Annotated in this window: 22 protein-coding genes and 1 tRNA gene; 6 read left to right on the forward strand and 17 right to left on the reverse strand. The window is 34.2% G+C overall.

Features of this window, described 5'->3' with window-relative positions:
* Positions 1-3381 (forward strand): T9SS C-terminal target domain-containing protein (locus EA412_02950; protein ID TVR81419.1); only part of this gene is annotated, 3381 nt, incomplete at its 5' end.
* A gap of 28 nt (positions 3382-3409) precedes the next feature.
* Here EA412_02950 and EA412_02955 read toward each other — a convergent pair.
* Positions 3410-4957, reverse strand: coding sequence for a hypothetical protein (locus EA412_02955; protein ID TVR81420.1), 1548 nt, complete (start codon positions 4955-4957; stop codon positions 3410-3412).
* A 407-nt stretch (positions 4958-5364) separates the two neighbouring features.
* Between EA412_02955 and EA412_02960 the strand changes: the two genes are divergently transcribed.
* From EA412_02960 to EA412_02970, 3 genes are read left to right on the forward strand one after another with little or no spacing between them, the layout of a single operon-like run.
* Positions 5365-5655 (forward strand): STAS domain-containing protein, encoded by a 291-nt coding sequence (locus tag EA412_02960; protein TVR81421.1) that lies wholly within the window; start codon positions 5365-5367, stop codon positions 5653-5655.
* Between the two features lie 45 nt (positions 5656-5700).
* Positions 5701-7539, forward strand: a complete 1839-nt coding sequence (locus EA412_02965) for a glycosyltransferase (GenBank protein ID TVR81422.1) — start codon at positions 5701-5703, stop codon at positions 7537-7539.
* A 12-nt stretch (positions 7540-7551) separates the two neighbouring features.
* Positions 7552-8886, forward strand: coding sequence for a DUF3131 domain-containing protein (locus tag EA412_02970; GenBank protein ID TVR81423.1), 1335 nt, complete (start codon positions 7552-7554; stop codon positions 8884-8886).
* Between the two features lie 134 nt (positions 8887-9020).
* On the opposite strand, the gene EA412_02975 is transcribed toward EA412_02970, so the two are convergent.
* Positions 9021-10760: a hypothetical protein gene (locus EA412_02975; protein TVR81424.1), complete on the reverse strand. Its 1740-nt coding sequence runs from the start codon at positions 10758-10760 to the stop codon at positions 9021-9023.
* On the reverse strand, positions 10690-11541 hold the full coding sequence (locus EA412_02980; protein ID TVR81425.1) for a hypothetical protein: 852 nt from the start codon (positions 11539-11541) through the stop codon (positions 10690-10692). Before EA412_02980 ends, EA412_02975 begins: the two co-directional genes overlap by 71 nt.
* A gap of 337 nt (positions 11542-11878) precedes the next feature.
* Between EA412_02980 and EA412_02985 the strand changes: the two genes are divergently transcribed.
* Entirely contained in the window at positions 11879-12370 is a 492-nt protein-coding gene (locus EA412_02985; protein ID TVR81426.1) for an adenine methyltransferase, read from the forward strand.
* On the opposite strand, the gene EA412_02990 is transcribed toward EA412_02985, so the two are convergent.
* From EA412_02990 to EA412_03015, 6 genes are all read right to left on the reverse strand, one after another.
* A complete protein-coding gene (locus EA412_02990) occupies positions 12355-12582 on the reverse strand; it encodes a hypothetical protein (GenBank protein TVR81427.1) in 228 nt (75 codons plus the stop codon). The genes EA412_02985 and EA412_02990 overlap by 16 nt on opposite strands.
* Positions 12560-13324: a restriction endonuclease gene (locus EA412_02995; protein TVR81428.1), complete on the reverse strand. Its 765-nt coding sequence runs from the start codon at positions 13322-13324 to the stop codon at positions 12560-12562. Before EA412_02995 ends, EA412_02990 begins: the two co-directional genes overlap by 23 nt.
* Positions 13325-13516: 192 nt before the next feature.
* Positions 13517-13590, reverse strand: a tRNA-Arg gene (locus tag EA412_03000).
* 72 nt (positions 13591-13662) lie between these two features.
* Complete coding sequence (locus tag EA412_03005) at positions 13663-14658, reverse strand: UPF0365 family protein (GenBank protein ID TVR81429.1); 996 nt, start codon at positions 14656-14658, stop codon at positions 13663-13665.
* 6 nt (positions 14659-14664) lie between these two features.
* Positions 14665-15132 (reverse strand): hypothetical protein, encoded by a 468-nt coding sequence (locus tag EA412_03010; GenBank protein ID TVR81430.1) that lies wholly within the window; start codon positions 15130-15132, stop codon positions 14665-14667.
* A 60-nt stretch (positions 15133-15192) separates the two neighbouring features.
* Positions 15193-15624, reverse strand: a complete 432-nt coding sequence (locus EA412_03015; GenBank protein TVR81431.1) for a hypothetical protein — start codon at positions 15622-15624, stop codon at positions 15193-15195.
* 70 nt (positions 15625-15694) lie between these two features.
* Between EA412_03015 and EA412_03020 the strand changes: the two genes are divergently transcribed.
* Complete coding sequence (locus EA412_03020) at positions 15695-16597, forward strand: histone deacetylase (GenBank protein TVR81452.1); 903 nt, start codon at positions 15695-15697, stop codon at positions 16595-16597.
* 5 nt (positions 16598-16602) lie between these two features.
* On the opposite strand, the gene EA412_03025 is transcribed toward EA412_03020, so the two are convergent.
* The 8 genes from EA412_03025 to EA412_03060 form a co-directional block, all read right to left on the reverse strand.
* On the reverse strand, positions 16603-16893 hold the full coding sequence (locus EA412_03025) for a hypothetical protein (GenBank protein TVR81432.1): 291 nt from the start codon (positions 16891-16893) through the stop codon (positions 16603-16605).
* 65 nt (positions 16894-16958) lie between these two features.
* Positions 16959-17180 (reverse strand): hypothetical protein, encoded by a 222-nt coding sequence (locus EA412_03030; GenBank protein ID TVR81433.1) that lies wholly within the window; start codon positions 17178-17180, stop codon positions 16959-16961.
* A 73-nt stretch (positions 17181-17253) separates the two neighbouring features.
* Positions 17254-18639 carry a magnesium transporter gene (gene mgtE, locus EA412_03035; protein TVR81434.1) on the reverse strand — a complete coding sequence of 462 codons (1386 nt, stop codon included), beginning with the start codon at positions 18637-18639 and terminating at the stop codon, positions 17254-17256.
* 22 nt (positions 18640-18661) lie between these two features.
* A complete protein-coding gene (locus tag EA412_03040; GenBank protein ID TVR81435.1) occupies positions 18662-18997 on the reverse strand; it encodes a hypothetical protein in 336 nt (111 codons plus the stop codon).
* A 207-nt stretch (positions 18998-19204) separates the two neighbouring features.
* Positions 19205-19927 (reverse strand): DedA family protein, encoded by a 723-nt coding sequence (locus tag EA412_03045; protein TVR81436.1) that lies wholly within the window; start codon positions 19925-19927, stop codon positions 19205-19207.
* A 24-nt stretch (positions 19928-19951) separates the two neighbouring features.
* Positions 19952-20506, reverse strand: coding sequence for a hypothetical protein (locus EA412_03050; GenBank protein TVR81437.1), 555 nt, complete (start codon positions 20504-20506; stop codon positions 19952-19954).
* Between the two features lie 110 nt (positions 20507-20616).
* Complete coding sequence (locus tag EA412_03055) at positions 20617-21588, reverse strand: hypothetical protein (GenBank protein ID TVR81438.1); 972 nt, start codon at positions 21586-21588, stop codon at positions 20617-20619.
* Between the two features lie 16 nt (positions 21589-21604).
* Positions 21605-22435: an SDR family oxidoreductase gene (locus EA412_03060; protein TVR81439.1), complete on the reverse strand. Its 831-nt coding sequence runs from the start codon at positions 22433-22435 to the stop codon at positions 21605-21607.
* Positions 22436-22580: the final 145 nt, after the last annotated feature.

The raw sequence follows: 22580 nt of genomic DNA on the forward strand, positions 1-22580 counted from the left end.
TTAGCCGGTCATTATATTACCGATGATTTTTCAGATCCCTTAAAATTTCAATTTGATTCTAATTCCTTAGACTTAGTTGTGCCCGCAGGCGGATATTTGCTTTTATGGGCCAGCGGTGACACTTCCAGAGGGGAGTTTCATATACCTTTCAGGCTTTCAATTTCCGGGGATGCCGTTGGCTTGTATCGCTATGATACGGAGGATGTGATTGATACGATGAGCTTTGATTTTATCCCTACTGATGTTTCATTCGGCAGGTATCAGGATACTCTCAGGCGATTTTTTCAAACACCAACACCTGAAGCGCCTAATACATCACAGGCTTATACCGGCATATTAGATCCTCCGGTATTTTCACACCCGGCAGGCTTTTATTCCAATAGCTTTCAATTAGGTATTTCTCATACAAATCCGGACGTTACCATAAAATATACTTTAGACGGCAGCAATCCTGATAATAATGGAGTAGTTTATTCAAACTCCATTTCAATTTATGACAGAAGCAGTGAGCCAAATAATATTTCCTTAATCCCAACTAATACTTGGCATTCGGGACATAGTCAAGGGTGGAATCCTCCGGATGGCTTAATTTCTAAAGGAAATGTCGTGAAAGCCAGAGCTTATCATCCCGAAAAAATAGATGCTTCTGCAAAAGGAACATTTTTTGTTTTTCCGGACAGTTCTGACGCCTATTCATTTCCGGTAATTTCCATAATAACAGACAGTTTAAACCTATTTGATGCCGATACAGGGATTTATATTCCCGGTTCAAACTCTATCCCAAATCAATATGAATCGAATAATTTTGCCGGCAGAGGAATAGAATGGGAAAGAAAAGCTCATTTTGAATATTTTGATACTTATGGTGATTTAAAGCTTTCACAAGGGGTCGGTTTACGTATACATGGCGCATACTCCAGAAGCTTTCCGCAAAAATCTCTTCGAGTTTATGCCCGAAATTTGTATGGGAATAACCATTTGGAATATCCTTTTTTTGATGAAATACCGGATGATGCTTTTCGACGAATTATTCTCAGAAATTCAGGTAATGACTGGAATTGGACAATGTTTAGAGATGCCGTAGCACAAAGTCTTGTTTCCCATTTTAATATGGATGTGCAGGCAACACAACCTACAATTACATTTATAAACGGCGAATACTGGGGCGTTCATAACATTAGAGAACGATACGATAAGCATTACTTAAACAGGGTTTATGGCGTAGATCCTGAAAATATTGACCTTTTGGAAGGAGTTGCAGTTGTAAAAGAAGGAGACTCTGTATTTTTTACTGATATGCTAGACTTTTTGGATAATAATGACCTCACTGATGACAGCATTTATTCTATTGCTAAAACTATGCTGGATGTTGATAATTTTATGGATTATAACAGTGCCCAGGTATACTTTGGAAATACAGACTGGCCTCATAACAATATCGATTACTGGAGGCTGCGTGTACCTTATGATTCTACAGCACCAAAAGGCCATGACGGTCGCTTTCGCTGGTTATTGTATGATGTTGACAGATCACTTGGGTTTACTCCTGCATCAACTGATATGATGACCATAATTACCAGTACCGCTCCGGATGAAATTGAAGCTACCGTAATTATGCGCAACCTAATCCAAAATCAGAATTTTCAATATGATTTCATAAACCGTATGGCAGACCATCTGAATACTGTTTTTAAGGAAGATTATGTTCTTAATCGCATACTTGAATTTGAAGATTATTATGATTCAGAAATGAGTGAACACAGTAGTAGGTGGCGGAGACCAAGTAGTTACAGCCAATGGCAATTTCGAGTAAGTGTTATGAAAACCGCAGCAAGTCAAAGACCCGGCCATGTCAGAAATCACATTCGCAATTACTTTAACATTTCTCAACTTCATGATCTAACTATAGACGTGTCAAATACTGCTAAAGGAAAAGTACAAATTAACTCCATTTTAATTGATGGGGAAAGTCCGGGTGTGGATACTCACCCCTACCCCTGGACCGGTAAATATTTTGATGGAGTGCCATTAAAACTAAAAGCCATTCCCGATTCAGGTTATATTTTCTCTCACTGGGAGATAGATACTCAAAGTTTGTATTCTTCATCAATTAATTATGTCTTAAATAATCAGCAAACGATTATTGCACATTTTGAAGCAGACAGCAGTTTGTTTGATTGTGGAAATGAAACATCTTTTGTATTGACTTGTCCTTATTCTTTTGACTATTGGTCTGAAAATGCTGATACCGGATCGTTTCCATTGGCCATGAATTTTGTATATATGGATCAGCAAGACCCCGGTATAGATGCTGAAATTGACGGAATAACCTACGGTGAATATAATCTGGATAACAGAACACGCATACTGGGCTTAAATCAACAGGGAGTAGGATTTATTAATACCGGCAATGCAGACGGAAATCCCGGATATCCCGGAACCCGATTGGGTGGTGCTATTTTGCGTATAAACACTACAGAGGTAGATGATGCTCATATTCAATGGACAGGCGGAACTGTTTTGGCTCAATCAAGGAAATATAACATCCGTTTACAATACAGAATTGGTAGTCAGGGTGCTTTTATTGATTTTACAGATGAAAACGGGCAAATCGTGGAGTATGAAGGAAATCTAAATGATGGTCATGATAGTATTTTTGGGCCTTACAATCTTCCGGAACATCTTATCAATCAGGAATGTATTGAATTTTTCTGGAGGTATTATTATAGCGGTGAACGTTTATCTCAAAGTTCCGGTGCCCGTGACTTATTGCGAATTGACGACATTATAGTTGCTCCCGGTGAAGCTCCTGAAAATCCTATTATTCCGGATAACCTTATTCAGGAATTTGATATAGGTGGCCCACCTGAAGTAAATTTACACGATACCGTTACTTTGTTTACAATTTTTAATCCTGAATTCAATTATGATTGGCATGTTTTAAATGGAGCGGTAGTGGACGAATCAAATGATTACAGCATAATTGTTACCTGGTTGGAAGAAGGTAACGGAGAAGTCGGACTAACAGTCAGTGATAGTTTTAACTGCTCATATACAAGTTATTTTCCGGTATTGATTCATCCACAGGAAGAAGATGACACAACTTCAGTAAATGAAATAAAAGCGGATGAAAACTATATAAACATATACCCCAATCCCAATGATGGTGTTTTTAATATTGAAATTGAAAGCAATCAGACAAATAGATACGAAGTGAAATTATATAATGTTTACGGTCGATTGGAAGGCGTTTATAAGCTTCAATCCAATCAAACCAAAATTGTTAATACTGATTTACCACCCGGCATTTATTTCTTAGAATTTAAAAACTTAGACAATACTTCGATAGAAAAAAGATTCAAAAAGATCGTATTACATTGATGCTATAAATGTGTTTAAAAAAAGCAGCTTAATTGATAATTACTTCAATTTCATTAGTTCTCAAACGGGCATCAACTATACTCTCATGTGTTACTTCAACATACCATTGCCCTGAATGACTTGCATCTGCACTTTCAATTAAAAGCAAAGGTTCTTCAGTTTCAGCTATTAGTTCACCATCTCTATACCACTGATAAAGCAAAATGCTCCCGTTTAAATCAACTTCTATTTGCAGAGCATTGCCATTTTCTGAACTAATATTCTCTAAAAGCACAATTGGCTTTTGCTCTGAAGTGGCAAGCACAAATCCGTTGTTTACAATAGTTTCCATTACATCAAACTGAAAATAGTTTTGCTGTATGCTAAACTCCGGGCGGGTTACAAATTGATTTTCTGAAAGATCGGGAAATCCGGTAAGTTGATTATTATCAACCTGAAATTCATGTAAATACGTCAGGTTCAATAATTCATCAGGTATAGCACCGGTAAAATTATTGTAACCAATAGCAATAGAACGTAAATTTTTCAACTCAAACAACTCTTTAGGTATTTCTCCTTCAAGTCCGGTATTCCAAAGGTATAAAAACTCTAAGTTTTTAAGATTGGTCAATATCATGGGAAATTCGCCTCCCAATTTATTGTGATTTAATGATAAGCCTTTCAGGTTTGTCATATTGCCGATTTCTTCCGGTACAGACGTTAAACCTGTTTTATTGTAATAAAGAATTTCCAGCTTTGGCAATTCAGTTAAAAAAAGAGGAAACTCTTCTCCCCAATTATTATGACCTATGTGCATTTCTGTCACATTTATTAAATCTTTCATTGACTCCGGTAATGGACCGCTAAAATCATTTCCTGCAATATCCATATATTCCAGATTTTTCAGATTTCCTATTTCAGGTGGTAACATGCCTGACAATTGATTATCCCAGATTATAAGTTCCTTAAGATTTTCAAGACTCCCCCATTCGGCAGGCAATTCTCCGGTAAACTCATTAGAATTGAGTGCCAGGTATATCAGGTTCTCCAGCTTTCCATAAGATGGAGGAAGCTCACCGGAAAGATTATTCGTTTGAAGGTATAAATCTCGTAGATTAATTAACTCTCCCCATGATTCAGGTAATGATCCGGAAAAATTATTAATTCCAAAACCAATAACTTCAAGCGAAGTTAATTCAGACAAAAAGTCCGGCAGAGGACCTGACAGTTGATTATCGGTGACTGAAATATCTTTAAGGTGTTTTAAATTTCTAAAAGATTCCGGAAAATTGCCTTTAATATTATTTTCATTAAAATTAAATTCTTTTAAAAAAGTCAGATCGCCCATTTCTTCAGGTAATTCACCAGTCATACCGTTTCTCCATAAATTCAGCCGGGTTACCCTAAAACCTTCATCCGAAATTTCTTCTACTGTTACTCCACTCCAACTTGAAACAGGGAAATTTTTACTCCAATTTCTCCAGAAAGTCCAATTTTCACCTTCTAACGCTTCATAAATTGCTAATAAAGCCAGTGAATCCTGTTCGGCTACCTGTGATTTGACAATTTTAAAAGAACTGCTAAGTGCTATTGTCATGAAGACAAATAATATGACAAAATGTTTTTTCATAAAAAGTATAAAAAGGTTGAATAAAAATGAAAGTCGGCAAAAATAAAAAACAATTGTAATGTGGTTCAATATTTATGTAGAAATCACTTCAAATAATTTAATAAGGCATAATAGCTATAATTCATCAGTCACTATTTATTGGAGAAATATCGTTTTAAAATCGCTCTAAACAACCACCCATTTATTACTAATGCAATTAATTTTAAAGATAAAGTAGAACATATAATTTTAGTCATTAAATGCAAAAAGCTTTTCATACTAATGGCTAAAATTAATATGTATATTTCGTTCAACAATTAATTAGTTACCCAAACAATTACTATTTTAGACCGTAAAAATGATTATATATAAATATAGATCGTAAAAAATTCAACATGCAATCCCTTAGTAAAATAAGTGAAAATCAATATAAAATAATCTTTAATGAACTTGATGCAAATTCCCGCCTTTTGCTGTTAAAAGATTTTGATGAGCTGAAAGCTGAAGACAAAAATACGATTTACTTAAATTTTGATAATGTTAAACATATCAACAACTCCGGTATGCTCGCTTTAATAGAACTGAATCAAGCAGCAATTAAAGAAAACATTAACTTAGTGTTTACCGGATTGAGACAGGAAATAAAAGAACAGATTTATTTTAAAGACATTTTAGAAATTAAATAACAAAATCATAGTTCTAAAAATCCTTAAAGTTTTTCCTAATTATCAATTACAAATAAAAATTACTTGAAAGAGTTTTACTTTACAAAATTTGAAACCAGAAAGCCCTACAAATCTCTTCCTGAAAATGAAGCCAGAGATTATTTCTTCCAACTTCTTGCAGTAATTACAATTGCATTAGGTTGTTTGTATCTTTATTGGAGATGGACTTTTTCACTTAATCTTGAAGCCATTTGGTTTTCTGTACCTTTGGTAGCTGCTGAAACTCTTAGTTTTGTGGGTACTTTTTTGATTGTAATTAATTATTGGTCAAATAAAGACCAAAAAAAGAAAAAACCTGTTAAAAACCTTTCTGATATTGAACCACTAAACGGAAGAGAAGACCGTCCGTTAAAGATTGATGTTTTTATTGCTACTTACAATGAAGATGCTGAGTTAGTCAGATACAGCATCCGGGATGCCTGTAAGATGAAATATCCACACAAAGAAGTAGATGTTAAAGTTTATGTGATAGATGACGGCAGGCGGGATGGCCGGAATCCGGAAGCACAAAACATGAAGCAGGTTGCAATTGAAGAAGGTGCCGGATATTTTACACGTGAAAACAACGAAGGCTACAAAGCCGGGAATTTACGAAATGCGCTGGCTCAAACTTCCGGAGATTTGTTTGTTATTCTTGATGCAGACACTCGCCCTTTTGAAGGATTATTGGAAAATACCACCGGCTATTTCAGGAATCACCAAATGGCCTGGGTACAGACACCACAGTGGTTTTATGACCTTACTGAATCTGTATCTTTAAAAGATTATCTCATTAGTCGAAAATCAGGTGTATGGAAAGCCCTAGGAAAAATTAGCGGTTTTATTACACAGAGAATTAAAATGCAAAATGATGTTTTCGGTAATGACCCCAGGGTTTTTTATGACGTGATTTTAAGAAAAAGAAATTTATATAATGCTGCTTTTTGTTGTGGTGCAGGCTCTATTCAAAGAAGGGAAGCTGTTATGAATCTGGCGGTAAAGACCTACACAAAAAATGTGCAAAATAAAATCAGTTACTTAAAAAAGTCTGTTAAAAATGAAGCTGATTTAACTGAGCAAATAAATGAAGCCATTACTGCTGAACAACCACGTCCTTTTCATTATCATGCTTCTGAGGATATTTACACTTCACTTTTATTACATGCAGACAAGGAAAAAAAATGGAAAAGTTATCAGCATCCTGACGTAGAGTGTAAAATGTTGTCACCACAGGATTTGGATAGTTGGGTAAAGCAACGAACCAGATATGCCTCCGGATCACTGGAAATTGCATTTAAATCTAACCCAATAACGATGGGTGGGCTAAGCCTGATGCAAAGACTCTCCTACTTTACGACAATCTGGTCTTATTTTGCTCCTTTATGGATTATTGTTTTTTTACTTAGCCCCATCATTTTCTTTTTTACCTTAACTCCCCCCATTCAGGCGTTTAATTTTGATTTCTTCAAATTTTTTGTGCCATTTTTGGTCATGCATACAGTCTTAATGGCTGTTGGCTGCTGGGGCATTTCTACAAAAAGAGGTGACCAGTATTATATCAATAGCTTTTGGTTAATGCTTATGTCTTTATTTACTGCTATTTCAGGAAAAAAAGTGCAGTTTAATGTAACACCAAAAGATAGGCAAACAGGAAAAAATTTAGTACATGTCATTCCCCATATTGTTATTATTACATTAACTGTTTTAGGTATTTTATACAATTCCTGGCTCATTGCTTTTAATTTACACCCCAGTGTTTCCGGATTTGCCGCTAATGTATTTTGGGGTCTATTTAATATTTATAATCTAAATGTCATTATCAGGGCTGCTTATTGGCAACCTGACGAATTAGAATTATCTTCATAAAAAAGTAAAAAAATGTCCAAGTTCAATGCTAACTTTTTGATTAAGCCTGTTTTTTTTATTGTTTGCCTTTTGTTGGCTGTTCATTTAGTCTTATGGCTTGAGCAGCTCAAGCCTTCTGATTTCGGCTTCTACAGAGATATATTCACTAAAGAAGTCATTATTCAAAAAAGAGCAGAATATCCGCTTCGTGAGCCTAAAGGTACTTTGTCTGAACAAGAAATGGAGTTTGCCCGGATTGCCTGGACATATTTTGAGAATAATTATCATGAAGAAACCGGATTTGTCAATAGTGTACAAGATTATCCGGCGGCTACATTATGGGACTTAACCAGTTATATGTTAGGGATGATTTCAGCTTATGAAATAGGTATTATTGACAGTTTTGAGTTTGATAATAGACTAACTACCTACATTCAGTCTCTTTCTGAAATTCAACTATACAGGGACAAATTACCGAATAAAGTTTATAATGCCATTTCCCTTCAAATGGTTGACTATGCCGATCAGCCTACAGAAATGGGTGTTGGTTGGTCAGCTCTTGACATTGGAAGATTTTTTAGTTTTGTTAACAAAGTAGTTTTTGATTATCCGGCATATCATTCATTGCTCAGAAATGCCATCGGTCATTGGCAAATAGATAAAATGATAGATAAAGCAACCATGTATGGTTTGGTATTTAATCCAAAAGACGGGCAACCAATGAGTGTGCAGGAAGGGAAACTCGGCTATGAGCAATATTGCGCAAGAGGCTTAATGATGGCCGGTTATGATGTTTCTGAAGCCATGAAATATACCGACTTCCTAAGATTTGTAAGAATATTTGGCGAAGACATTGCCGTTGACACCAGGGAAATTCGCAGGCATCCTGCACATAACTATATTTTAAGTGAGCCTTATATGCTTGATGGCATTGAATATGGTTGGGATTTTACCTCAAGGGAGTTAGCATACAGAGTTTATAAAGTTCAAAAAGAAAGATACAAAAGAACAGGAATTATAACTGCTGTGAGCGAGGATCATGTTGATGAATCTCCTTATTTTGTATACAATTGCGTATATGCCGATGGTAAAACCTGGGTTTGTGTTGCTGAAAACGGAGATGATGCTGATGAATTCAGGTCACTAAGTACAAAAGCTGCTATTTCATGGTATGTTCTTTATGAAGATGACTATTCAGATGTATTACTCAATGCTGTAAAAAATCTGTACGACCCGGAAAGAGGTTGGTATTCAGGCAGGTATGAAAAAACCGGTGAGATAAATACGGCCATCACTGCAAATACCAATGGTATTATTCTTACAGCTTTAAATTATCTGAAAAATGGTCGGGTTGTAGGGTTTAAATAAAACTACACAGCTAAATACTATAATAAAAGCTAAATACATAGATGCATAGAGTTTAGGGAATTCCATTTCAATTGTAATTTGTTGTCTGAATATAATGCCTTCTAGTATTTTTCTCCAAAACACTAGCTGTTTCATCAGTCATTGCTATTCTCAAAATATCTATTGCCTGATTGAAAGTGAGGATTTTCCCAAATGTACTTCAAAAAAGCCATTCTTGATTCAAAAGAAGATTCTACCTTAAATGGTTCATACTGATTGAACCAGACTACCAGGCGAAATTTAGAGAAATCCGTTGTCAAGGCCTCACTCATTTGCTCTATCCATTGGGCTTTTGATTGAAAATATTGGCCTTCCTCTTCATTCATTCGTTCCCGTGAAGCAGTTTCACATAATAATAGAGGTTTATGAGGTAACTCCTGAGTCAGCATATAATAAATATCAGCTGTTTCTTTCCTGAATGAGCGCCAAACAGGAACTCCGGTTTGACCGGCACCATTAAAAACATCCAGACCTACAAAATCGACATATTCGTCTCCGGGGTAAGCATCCATAATATAATTCCAATGCTCCTGCGGTGTTGACATCGAATTCGGACACCAGACAAATTGTACATTATCTACACCGAGATTCCTGAATATATTCCTGATATGTCTATATGCCCGGATATACAAGTCCGGATTTCTGTCATTTTGTGCGATTGACCATGGATACCAATCTCCGTTAAATTCGTGTAATATACGTAAAAGTACTACTCCTTCTATCTGACTAACCTGCCTTGCCCAATTGGAGAGAAAGTTATCAAAATGTCCTTCAACAATACTGTATAAATTTGGCTGAACACTTTCGTCTTCGAGACCAATAAATCTGGTCTCAAGTGTAATCATTGGAGTATATCCGGCTTGAACAATTGTATTAATACTTTTAACATCCGGATATAGATTCTCAACATGGCCTCCATCAACAGCAAAAGGCTTAAAAAAATGAATGACTCCAAGCTGCTTCTTTTCTTTTTCACTACAATTAAAAAGATTTTCAAAATCTTCAGCAATATTAGAAATCTTTCCTTCAAGACCTTTTTCTGTCCAGGCACCTAAAGTGCTAAAATCGTCTTCATCAGCAGGGTGCGGATGAAAAATAGTTTCTCCGGTAGGTAATTTACCATTTGAAAATGAAAGAAAGTCAAAGTACCACTTTTGGTGCGAGCTATATTGCTCTATATCGGGAAAATCAAACACTACACCCAGCAACATACCACCCCTGTAATTAATATTAAATATTCCGTCTCCCCCTTCATTTGCATTTTCAAAATCTTTGAGTGGAACAGAAATCAACTGCCATTCATCTGAAGCTTTTAATTCTAAAGTATATTCCCATGAATCATCATGTTCTTCTTCAAATTTTCCACTATGGTTATCATCATCTTGAATAATAATTCTCAATGTGTTTTTATCATTTTTTACCGGATTTAAAATATAAAAATTAAAATGGTCTGTTTCATGGTTTAAATGTTTGAACAAGCCAAGTCCTTTCCCCCAACCTCCAAAGTATTCATCACCGGACCATTTAACTTGCATTGCCCTCCTACCGGAATACCCAAAGCCTTTTGTCTTTTCACGTATTGTTTTTAATTCGATACTGCCATAGGAGAACAGCCCTTCTTTTTCAAAGCTCTTTTGCCCATCTGCAAAACCTTCAAAATCTTCTATTAAAGATTTCAATTGTGCATTAGCTGAATTAACAGTAAATAAAGCAGTGATTAAAACACACATCACAGAAAAATAATGTAAACTTTTAATTTTCATCTTACCATGCATAATTAAATGAAAGTCTGAACTCTCCGTCAATAAATCCGTAATTCTCAATTTCTTTTTCATTCCAGGGCAATCTGTTTACCACCCAATTCCCATAAGTTAGCGAAAGCCTGAAAGCTCTCCAGTCAAAATACCCGAAACCATAAGTAAAATCAGGATCCCAGGGAGCTTTTTTATGTTCTTCAGGATAATAGTAAAATGCACTTTCCAAATAAAAATTTTTAAAAACAGTGAAACGACAGGAAACACCTGTGATAAGCTTACCATCAAAAATCCCGCCATGAATTTCTTCAAACTCATCTAAATAATTAATATGATAACGAAGAAACCAGTTAAAAATTAAACTTGTGCTTTCATCCAATCTGATTGCCTCCATAAACTTAGTGGGTAAACTGTGTTTATAAGAACCGAAAAAAAATCCTTGCAAAAACTTATCCCCAAGTGTTTGAATATTATCAGTAAATTTGTTGTTTACATAATTTTCATAACCGTAATCAAAAGTATTCGGTCTCCAGTTAAAACGGCCAATAGAATAGTAGAAATCAGCTGTCCAAATCTGAACAGCGTCTTTATTAAAATCCTTAAACAAGCTGGTTTGTACAAAAAACTCCTCAAACATTCGCGCTCTCAAAGAAAAGTATGCTGCATGACGGTATTCTCTGACAAATCCACTTTCTGCCTGAACAGGAACACCGGCAAATAAATAACCAAAACTTCCATTGAAAACATTTTCACCTAATAAAAGCTTATTTGAGTTAAAGACATGCCCCATGTGCTCGTAGTCTTTAAATGCTCTTTGTTCTAAAGTATCTGCATCATTTGCAAAAAGACCTGTAGCAACCAATATGACAACCCAAAATGTAGTTAGAAACTTTAAAATCAATGTGTTTGGTATATATTTAATAACCAAACTTAAGAAATCCGTAAATCTAACAGTAATTTTTTATGAAAAAACATTTAGGATTTCTGAAAAATAAATTTTGATTTTTACATTATTTATTGTGCCTGCATTTTCTTTAATAAATTTCAATAATCTATGCATCTATATTCAAATGACTAATAATTAACTGCACTTTAAAATACTTTCAAAGAACACCTAATGTATATAACTTATTGATTTAGATCCAATTATGCTTGCATTGTTGAAAAAATGATCTGATATTTGCTTTAAATTCTCAAAAATGAATGTTACTTTCGATAAATCAAAAGATTCAACAATTGAATGGTTGACACCACCGGAACTTGTAAAAAAGCTGGGAACATTTGATTTAGATCCTTGCACACCTATCAATCCGCCTTTTCTTCATGCTAAAGAAAATTATAACATGAATGATGATGGATTATCTAAAAAATGGTTTGGACGAGTTTACATGAACCCACCGTATGGAAGAGGTATGGAAAAATGGATTGAAAAGTTAAAAATACACGGGAACGGAATAGCTTTGATTTTTGCCAGAACGGAAACTAAATGTTTTTTCAATCATATCTGGGATGATGCTGATGCCATTTTATTTGTAAAAGGCAGGATTAAATTTTATAATATAGAAGGTAAGCAAAAAGGAACTCCCGGCTCTCCCAGCGTATTTATAGCCTACGGCAAAGAAAACGCTGATAAACTTGAACAATCTAGGATAGAAGGTAAATATATTCGACTAAATCAACGTAATTCATAGATTATAAATTCTGACACATTGAATTCTGCTTCGATTATCCATGAGTTTTCTTTAAGCAAATTTACAATGGCCTCATTTTCATTATTGACATTTTCAATGATTCCTAATACTTGTAAATTTTCAACTTCAAAATCAGCATTAGGTGCAATCGTATGCCCTTCAGGAGTTAGTATGATGTATTTTTTCATTTTAAATTTTTCTATATTTTCCACGACCCTCAAATTCTAATATCCCTCTATCTCTTAACAACTGTAATTGCTGCCTGATTTTATCCTTAATGTAATTGTTATTAGGATACTTGTTTTTGAGGCTATCTTCAAATTTATATACTTCATCAAGTGAAAAAGATTCTTTATCAATTGAGTCAACGCAGTTCATTATATCTAATATCCAACCTTTTGCAACTTTTGATTTTTGTCTTAGAAACAAAGTTTTTTTAAAGGATTCATTTACACGTTCTGCATCTATAACATTTGAGTTTTTAACTAAAAAAACTTTTCCTGCTTTAGAAATTTTTGAAATATCTATATTGCAGCCAATCCAACCTGCTCTTCTTGCAGTTTCTTTCAAAGGTGCCCGTTTAATTATGATGTCTTCAGTGAAAAACTGCTTTGGAATAATCAAAAAGTTTTCAACTTTCAATTCTTTATTGTAATTGAGAAAAAAGAAATTAGGGTTATTCTCCGCTTTTATTCTTTCAATCATAGAAGTATACGCACCATCTATTATTACATTTGAAAACTTGCCATTTTTACTTTTTAACTCAAACTCTTCATCACAAGAATTACAAAAAAAGTCAGCTACAGGTCTATTGTTAACAAATTCATTAAGTGGGAGCTTTCCGCAACTTGGGCAGTATCCATTACTTTTGACCCAATCCTCTGATATTACACGGCCTATTTGAGACTTGCTAATATAACCTTCAGCCTTTGAGATGTTTAATGTTAAATTCATAATTGAGATTTCATGAGATATTGAAACCTGATAGCAAAATAACTTCTCCCTTCCCCCAAAAATCCCCCTACTTCTCAAATATACTTTAAAAAATCATTTTTCTTTTAGTAACATTCAACACTTTCGTTCTACTTTCTCCCCCCAAAAAAAAGGTTTGCACTTTTAACAAGTACAAACCCTTTAATTTTTGCGTGATCTCGGAGGGATTCGAACCCCCAACCTCCTGATCCGTAGTCAGGTGCTCTATCCAGTTAAGCTACGAGACCGCTATTTCGATAGATTCCGTTTTCGAACGGCAAAAATAAAAATATTTTACGGCTTTTTACCCGATATCTATATTATTTTTTCTTGTCGTCATCTTTTGATTTCGAAGACGTATCTCCTTTAGATATTGATTGACGCATATCCGTATCCGAAACTATATTCTCTAAACGATAATAATCCATAGCTCCCATATTTCCGGAACGTAAGGCTTCTGCTAAAGCTTTTGGAACTTCTGCCTCTGCCTGTATTAGGTTCGCTTTTGCCTCCTGTGCTTTTGCTTTCATTTCCTGCTCCAATGCAACGGCCATTGCTCTACGCTCTTCCGCTTTTGCCTGTGCAATATTTTTATCTGCATTCGCCTGATCAATCTGAAGTACCGCTCCAATGTTTTTACCAATATCAATGTCTGCAATATCAATAGATAAAATCTCAAAAGCCGTACCGGAATCCAAACCTTTTTCTAACACTAAGGTAGAGATAACATCCGGATTTTCTAATACAGATTTATGACTGGATGCAGAACCAATAGATGTTACTATACCTTCACCAACTCTTGCAATAATTGTCTCTTCACCGGCACCACCAACTAACTGCTTAATGTTTGCACGAACGGTAACTCGTGTTTTAGCAATCAACTGTATACCGTCTTTTGCAACAGCAACAACCGGCGGCGATTCAATTACTTTCGGATTTACCGACATTTGAACCGCTTCAAATACATCACGACCGGCTAAATCAATAGCAGCTGCAGCACCAAAGACCAAATCAATATTGGCTTTATCTGCTGAAATCAATGCACTAACAACTCTGGTTACATTACCACCGGCCAGAAAGTGAGCTTCCAAATCATTTCTCGTAACCGGCACACCTGCTTTTGTAGCTGTAATTAATCCGTTTACAATAACCGAAGGCGGTACCTTTCTGATACGCATAAAAATCAACTGAATCAGGCTTATTCGAACACCTGAAAGTATCGCTGAAAACCATAACCCTAAAGGGATAAAGTAAAAGAATATAAAAATTGCCAGTATAATGGCTATACCTATGAGAACTAATGATATTGGATCCATAATTTATTAATTATTTTTTTTAACAAAAATTTTATTTCCACTTATTTTAACTACTACTATCTTCTCACCTTTTTTAATATATGCGCCTGAAGAATAAACTTCTATTCTTTCATCGTTAAACAACCCTTTTCCGTTAGGTCTTAAATCATTAAAAGCTTCACCCTCATCCCCCGGCTTTATGTGCACATTTTCAAAAACATTTACTTTATCAGATACATACTCATTTAAAGTTATTTTTTTTGAAGTTATGACTTTAAATCCTGCTATTATAAGAGCAAAACTGGCCAAACCCGAAGACACTAAAGTGATATTTCCGGCCTGTACACCATGATGACGATAAGCAAAGAAAATACCTAATACTATTAATATCCCACCAATTATTCCTGTTATAGTTGTACCCGGAATAAGAAAGAATTCAATAGTAATAAAAATTAAGCCAATAAGTATGATAAATATAATAATCGTCAAGCTCATTCTTAGGTATTATGGCTTATAAATAAATGAAAATGGGAAATGTTCAAACAATCTAAATCTCTATGATTCGTGAGGAACCATAGTAACTTTCATTGTTGCCCCGTCTGCTTCACCTTCTACTACTAATTTGCTTTCAGTAAGTTCAATTATTGTTAATTCCTGCTCGTCATCAACATCCTGACCTACAGTAATTAATTTATCGTTCTGAATCTTCCATGTTCCGCCTTCTTCCATTCCACCAAACTCCATATTGTAAGTTCCGTCTGCTCTAAACTCCATAATCGGGCTTCCTAACATATCACCAGACATAGTCTGTCCGCCAACTTCCACTTCTTCATAAACCCATTTTTTGGCTAATAAATCTGTTTGGCTGTCAGCACTGTCACACGCTGTGATAAATAACATAAAAGAAATGGCCAAAACTGCCATTGAACTAAATCTCGTTAACTTTTTCATTTTAAAATTGTTTATTTTTTTAATAATCAGGGACAAAGGTAATAAAACTTTTTTTACGTTTTATATTTTTGTTTTGTACCTTTTAAACTTTAACCAACAACTATATATGCTGAAAATAGCCTATAATGAAATATACAAGCACCCATTGCCGGAAGGTCATCGTTTTCCCATGGAAAAATATGAATTAATTCCACAGCAGCTACTTTACGAAGGTACTATTACGAGTGATAACATATTTAACCCTAAAGCAATAGAAGATCATATATTAAAAAAGACTCACTGCACTAAGTACATTTCAAAATTAAAAAACAATCAATTAAGCCGGGCAGAAGAGCGAAGAATTGGATTTCCGCACTCAGAACAATTACTAAAAAGAGAATATTTGATTACCGGTGGTACTGTTGAAAATGTTTACCACGCATTGGAATATGGAATAAGTTTTAATGTAGCCGGTGGCACACATCATTCATTTGCAGATTACGGAGAAGGATTCTGTATTTTTAATGATTTTGCAGTTGCCGCAAATCATTTTACAAAGAGCAATTATCTGAATAAAATTTTAATTGTAGATCTGGATGTTCACCAGGGTAACGGAACCGCCAGTTTGATGCAGGATAACAAAAATGTTTTTACTTTCAGCATGCACGGGAAAAATAACTTCCCTTTAAAAAAAGAAAAATCAGACCTTGATATACCATTAGAAGATAACATCAATGATGATCAATATTTAGATATTTTGTTTAAAACTCTTCCGGAATTGACTGAAAGGGTAAAACCTCAATTTATAATGTACCTTTCAGGGGTAGATATTTTAGCCAATGACAAATTAGGAAGGCTTGGTCTAAGCATTAATGGTTGTAAGGCCAGAGATCAATTCGTAATAGAGCATTGTTTTCAAAAAAAAATCCCGCTTACGGTAAGTATGGGTGGCGGTTATGCTGATAAAATATCTGATATAGTTGAAGCTCATTCAAACACCTATCGTATAGCAGCAAATCTATATTTTTAATTATTTTAGAAGAAACTCACTTCGTAAATTGAAGCAACCGGTATAAACGTATCTCTTTTTAAGAGTACAAAACCTTCAGTAAGTCCCCAGACAGTTGTTTCAACATATCTGTTTCCCTCTGTCGTTTTAAAGAAAATTTTCACTTTCCCTTTGCGTGTATTGCCTAAAATTAGTGCTTTGTATAAATCCTTATATCTGGATTGGCGGTCTTCAATTTTATCGATAACGTCAGTAGTGAAAAATCGATAATTTTTAATATCTTCTCTGTCGATTACAAATGTGTCTGCATTTATCATGTATATTATTTTAAAACCTGAATGGCTTTTTATACTGATAAAGGCAATCGAATGTTACGTTTCTGTTAGAATTTTTCTGAAAGAACTCTTATTAAGACAAGGTAAACACTTCCCAGAACAAAAGTCATGAGTATAGAGTATACTAAAGATGTTTCAACTATATAAGGCAGTGCAAAAGGCACCCCAATGAGCAAACCTATTATAAAGTGCGTGACGCCAAACATAAGTCCGAAAAGCAAAAACAGCTTAACATAAAATAGTATCGCACTCTTAACATCAAATTTCATAGAGAAGTACATATAATGTTTTCCTATAAAGATATGAATTAAATTCCAAATTTTTTGAAATTTTTTGAAAATTTTAAAATAGAAAGTAAGTAGTTACAGAAAAATAAATCAAAAATCCGGTAATATCTACAAAAGTAGTAATGGCGGGGCTTGCTACTACAGCCGGGTCAAATTTAAAATACTTGGCAGTCAATGGCAACAAAGCACCTATAGATGTAGAACTAACTACCTGCAGAGCTATTGCCAGGGATATTACTAAAGCCACTTTTGTAAGTGATAATCCCATAGGTAATTCAGTACCGTAAGATAAAAACACTACTTTTAGAAAGGCTAAAATTCCTAAAATAAAAGACATTACAAAACCTATACGAAACTCTTTCCAGACAACTTTTAACCAATCTACCATTCTTATTTCACCTATAGCTAATGCTCTGATAATAACTGTAGCAGCCTGACTGCCGCAATTACCACCGGCATCTGCAAGCATAGGTGCATATAATGCTAATATAACCAGACTGTCTAAAATATCTTCATATTGATGTATTACAAAAGCTGAAAGAATCCCCAGTATGGCCAGTGAAATCAGCCAAACAGAACGATTTTTAACATGTTGAAAAACTGAATTTCTGAGATAGGTATAATTTTCGTGAGCACCGGAAATACCCATAAATTTTTCCATATCTTCCGTTTGCTCCTGACGTAAAATATCAATTGCATCATCGTGGGTAACGATACCTAAAATCTGATGTCTTGAATTAACAATCGGGATAGCAATCAAATCGTAGGTTTCAATTTTCTTAGCAACTGTCTCCTGATCGTCATCTACATGTGCAAAAGAATACTCCTCAACAACCATTTCCTTTATTCCATCTTCCGGTTTAGCAAGTATCAGGTCTTTCAGGGAAATAAAACCCATAAGCTTCATATTATCATCCACAACATAGATATAGTAAATAGTTTCTTTAGAAGGAGCATCTTGCCGGATTTTATCCAAGGCACCTTCAACAGTCATATCAACAGTTATGGTTGCAAAATCAGAACTCATCACAGATCCGGCTGTACCATCCTTGTATGAGCTCAGGTGTAAAATATCTTCCCTAACCTGTTTGGTCAGAAATGGCAACAGTTTATTCTGTAATTCAACATTTAACTTCTTAAAAACATCTGCCCTGTCATCAGAAAGCATATTCGACAGTAGCTTTGAAAAATCACGGGGAGTCATTAAATCAATAATGTCTTCCTGCAATCTTTCATTCAGATCTGAAAAAATATGAGCTTGAATTTTTGGTTCAAATTGTTGTAAAACAAAAAGAGATTCCTCTATAGGTAAGTCAGCCAAAAACAAAGCAACTTCAACAACAGGCATTTCATTCAACACCTCTATAAGGCCTGTTAAATCACCACTTTGATATAAATTATGTAAATTTTGTTTTAACGATTTTTCTAAAAAATCTGACATTAGGCAATCTTTTCATGTGAAATTAATCGATACCTGCTGACTGCCAACCGGCTTCATTTATGTCTTTAGTTACATAAATAATTAAGTCCGCACGACTTTTCGTCTTTGTCACAAAGATAACCCAATCTGCGTCAAATGCACTATCTGTATAGTACCAAATTCCGGGATGTTGATCAGATGCTTTTCTGTCGTTCGTTACATATACAATCAAGTCAGCTTCTGACTTCCATTGTGTAACATAAACAATTTTATGAGCTTCTCTTGGCCAATTAGTTCTAGAAATAACTATTGAAAAAATCTCAGATACAGGAATTACCAATAACAGCAATAAAATAGCAAAAAATTTCCTGATTTTCATTTTATTATTTTAAACTCTAAATAACAAATTCAATAAATTCGTATTCCTTTCTTTTTTAATTCCCGGGTTGATCTAAAAACAATATAACTAAAAGCACTTATAATCAGCAAATTACTGATTTAGTAACGAAAAAGCAAACTTTTTAATTATAAAATTTAGCTGTAAAACCACAGTATATACAAATGAAATGAAAAAAACTTTATTCTTTTAGTTTCTTAAAATCTTTTTTATGACTATTATCATGCCAATTGTTGAAAAAATAACCAAAAAAACAGGCACTAATTCTAACCCATCCCTAAGACTTGGACTTCTTAAAAAAGCCCATATCTGCGTAGTTTGCATTCCCGCATAAAAAAATAAAAGTGTGCGTGGTAACATTCCTGCGATACTACCCAGCAAATAACTCCTAAAAGGAGGATTTAAAGAAGCAAAGGCGACATTCATCATTGCAAAAGGTAAAACAGGAGAAAGTCTTCCAAAAATAATTACCGGTAATGCATTTTTTCTGATATTCTCTCTAAAGGGTTGTAATTCAGGTAGTTCAATTAGTCTTTTTGAGGATAATAAAGTATTGAGAAACCTACCGAAATACAACCCGGCTATTGCAGCTAAAGTATATGCAATCAATAGACCGGGAAATGCCTCCCAACCTAAGTAATGGCCTGTTAAAATAGCCACTACCGTCGTTGGTATTAACGCAAAAGTCATTGTTAAAAAGCTGATGATAAAAAAGATAATATAGAATGAAATACTAATATCTTCAAACCAATGATTATTTGACTGTAACAAAAAAATGAAATTGGAAGACACTAAAATCGGAATAACAGCCAAAAAAAATAAGGCTATAAAAAACCCATACTGACCTCTGAAAACTTTATAGGCCGGTTTATTCTTTATTCTTTCAATATATTTCTGAAAGGGTAATTTCAATACAGATATGTGTTTTGTAATAAATTACCTAATGTGTAACTGATTATTCATAAAGTCAGACTGAGCTTCGTCAAACTCAAGCAACACTTCAAATTCTTTAACTTCCGTCTCATAAAGAATTTCAAATGCCTGTTCATAATCTGCTTCGGTTATATCACCGGTTTCCTCTTTTCTTAATATTTCTACAACCCTAACCAAATACTCATTAGCCATAAAAGCATAATAATCAACAACTTTTATTGCTTTAGCTCTAAAGTCATTATCTTCACTAAACGGCTTAAGTTCATTTATATTTGAAAGGGATTCTTTTGCTGTGGATTTAATCTCCAGACGAATTTCGTCCATAACACCGGCACTATAACTTTGATTAAAAGCCTCGAGAAATTCAATGAATTTAGCTGAAACTGTATCAATATTTTTCACCATGAAGTCATTGTACTCCAAAGGTGTTTCCTTCTCATAAGTATATTGCTTTGAACTAAATACATCACAAGAAATCAAGAGCGCAATAAATATAAAAGTGTAAGGCAACTTATAAGAGATTAATTCTGATAAAAGTGTCATTTGCTTAGATAGCATTTAAATAATTACTTTTTGTATTCCAAAAATAGTTAAAAGCTTGAAAGAAATTGCATTTTTAATTCTATTATAATGAATCCTCTTAAATCTTTTAAAAGGGAATAACTTACTTATTTAATATTTAAACGACTAATTCCTGAATTTACTATTTCAGCGTAATGAGGCTTATCGCATGCATACTCATGAATAAAATCAGAAATTATTTCTCCGTCTTTAATGAAGAAAATACCGGGCATCTGAAATAAGTCTCCCTTTTCAGCGCCAATTCCGTGTTTAAAAATTGATCCTGAAAAAATGCTTCTCAGTATTACTCTGTAACCTGCCAATTGCTTGAAAGTACCTCTTTTCAGCTTAAATAACTTATACAAAATACCTTCCGGGTCGCTTAATACAGGAGTATCCTCTAAACCGTATTTTGCTAAGACTTCATCTGCTTCATGCTCATCTTCTAACATATGCACTAATAAGACTCTCACACCTTTTTTTTCAAAAAACTCTTTTTGCTCGCCTATATCCTTTAAGGTTTCCCTGCAAAAAGTACAACCGAAATGACGTAAAAAAATGACGAGAGTAGGCCATCTGTTACTCATCTCGTTCAAATCAATACCTTCGCTGGTTTCAAACATTTCCCATTTATACATACCTTTATTATACATTTCAATCAGCATCTCATCAAGCAAATAAGGCTGATTAAAAGCTCTTCTTATAATCATAAAGAAAGGTATTAACCAAACTAAATCATTAAAAATATTAATAATTCCAAATGTCCATGGTAACTGATGCGTAGAGGCTGCATATAAAAAACCAATAGCACTTAGGAATTTACTTAAAAAACCAATAAAAACAATTGGCCAATGAGTGAAAGGTTTAGTAGAAGCTATTAAATAACCAATTCCAAAAACCACTGACAGCATCCCAATTGTTTGCCATAATTGAGGATATAAAGGCACATCCATAGAAGACAATGAAAACATTAAATTAGGAAAAAGAATCACAATGACTCCCCAAATAATATTATAAACACCTGCAACAACTAAAACTGCTTTCATCCAGCCTTCTATACCTATTTTGGTTTTACTCATTCTTCAATTAATTATTTTAATATCTTAATTCTGTCAACTCTTCGCTAATCACCCAAAGCTTGTTCGTGTTATCCTGAGATAGTGCTGCTCTTGAAGGTCTTTTAGCTTTGCACTTCACAAAGTATTTACCTGTCACATCAGTAACTTCATCTGAAAGTGAAAGATATATAGTTGTTTGAGCTCCTTTTTGTGCGTCTATCATAAAAAATGATAATATTTTTTTCAAAAATGAATTTATATTTTCAAACAACCCAGTTGAAACAAAGCCGGGGTGCAAACTGTTCACTGTAATGCTTTTATTTTTTAACTTTTCACTAAGTTTATTGGTAAATAAAATATTACAAAGCTTTGAATGACCGTAAACCCGAAATGCATTATAACCTTTTGCATGATTAATATCTGTAGCATTAAAAGAAGCTGCTCTATGTGCTTCTGAAGCTACATTAACTATGCGACTACCGGCTGGCATAATGTCTATAAGCAAACCGGTTAATAGAAATGGTGCTAGATGATTAACTGCTAACATTCTTTCATGACCTTCATTGCTTAATACTCTCTTGCTGTCCATTATCCCTGCATTATTCACCAGTAGATCCAAGGTTTTATGATTTTTAATATAATTTGCAGAAAATTCTCGTACAGATTGCAATGAGGCTAAATCACAGTACATCAAATCAATATTATTACCATTGTCGTTTTCATTCCAGTAAGTCAAACAATCCTCTGCCTTTTCCATGTTTCTGGCCGGTACGATTACCTGATAATCTTTATTTAAAAGAGCCTTAACCGTCTCTTTACCTATACCTGAAGTTGCACCTGTCACTATAGCTTTTTTTTGTGTTTGCATAGAACTTAATAATTATAGTTAATAAAAGCTTTTAGATTAAACGTGTTAATTAAAACAGTTTACCTTAGTTATACATTTCAAACGCATAAAGGTTTAGCTATCTCCTCCTCTTTTTATTCAAAAAATAGAATTCGCAAAAATGAGA

This window comes from Chitinophagaceae bacterium (genome assembly GCA_007695095.1).
Classification (GTDB): domain Bacteria; phylum Bacteroidota; class Bacteroidia; order Chitinophagales; family REEL01; genus REEL01.

What these genes read in the sequence shown, in the direction of transcription:
- EA412_02955 (TVR81420.1), bottom strand. Translation starts at nt 4,957, where the DNA reads ATGACAATAGCACTTAGCAGTTCTTTTAAAATTGTCAAATCACAGGTA.
- EA412_02960 (TVR81421.1), top strand. Translation starts at nt 5,365, where the DNA reads ATGCAATCCCTTAGTAAAATAAGTGAAAATCAATATAAAATAATCTTT.
- EA412_02970 (TVR81423.1), top strand. Translation starts at nt 7,552, where the DNA reads ATGTCCAAGTTCAATGCTAACTTTTTGATTAAGCCTGTTTTTTTTATT.
- EA412_02975 (TVR81424.1), bottom strand. Translation starts at nt 10,760, where the DNA reads ATGAAAAAGAAATTGAGAATTACGGATTTATTGACGGAGAGTTCAGAC.
- EA412_02985 (TVR81426.1), top strand. Translation starts at nt 11,879, where the DNA reads ATGAATGTTACTTTCGATAAATCAAAAGATTCAACAATTGAATGGTTG.
- EA412_02995 (TVR81428.1), bottom strand. Translation starts at nt 13,324, where the DNA reads ATGAATTTAACATTAAACATCTCAAAGGCTGAAGGTTATATTAGCAAG.
- EA412_03005 (TVR81429.1), bottom strand. Translation starts at nt 14,658, where the DNA reads ATGGATCCAATATCATTAGTTCTCATAGGTATAGCCATTATACTGGCA.
- EA412_03010 (TVR81430.1), bottom strand. Translation starts at nt 15,132, where the DNA reads ATGAGCTTGACGATTATTATATTTATCATACTTATTGGCTTAATTTTT.
- EA412_03020 (TVR81452.1), top strand. Translation starts at nt 15,695, where the DNA reads ATGCTGAAAATAGCCTATAATGAAATATACAAGCACCCATTGCCGGAA.
- EA412_03025 (TVR81432.1), bottom strand. Translation starts at nt 16,893, where the DNA reads ATGATAAATGCAGACACATTTGTAATCGACAGAGAAGATATTAAAAAT.
- EA412_03030 (TVR81433.1), bottom strand. Translation starts at nt 17,180, where the DNA reads ATGAAATTTGATGTTAAGAGTGCGATACTATTTTATGTTAAGCTGTTT.
- mgtE (TVR81434.1), bottom strand. Translation starts at nt 18,639, where the DNA reads ATGTCAGATTTTTTAGAAAAATCGTTAAAACAAAATTTACATAATTTA.
- EA412_03040 (TVR81435.1), bottom strand. Translation starts at nt 18,997, where the DNA reads ATGAAAATCAGGAAATTTTTTGCTATTTTATTGCTGTTATTGGTAATT.
- EA412_03050 (TVR81437.1), bottom strand. Translation starts at nt 20,506, where the DNA reads ATGCTATCTAAGCAAATGACACTTTTATCAGAATTAATCTCTTATAAG.
- EA412_03055 (TVR81438.1), bottom strand. Translation starts at nt 21,588, where the DNA reads ATGAGTAAAACCAAAATAGGTATAGAAGGCTGGATGAAAGCAGTTTTA.
- EA412_03060 (TVR81439.1), bottom strand. Translation starts at nt 22,435, where the DNA reads ATGCAAACACAAAAAAAAGCTATAGTGACAGGTGCAACTTCAGGTATA.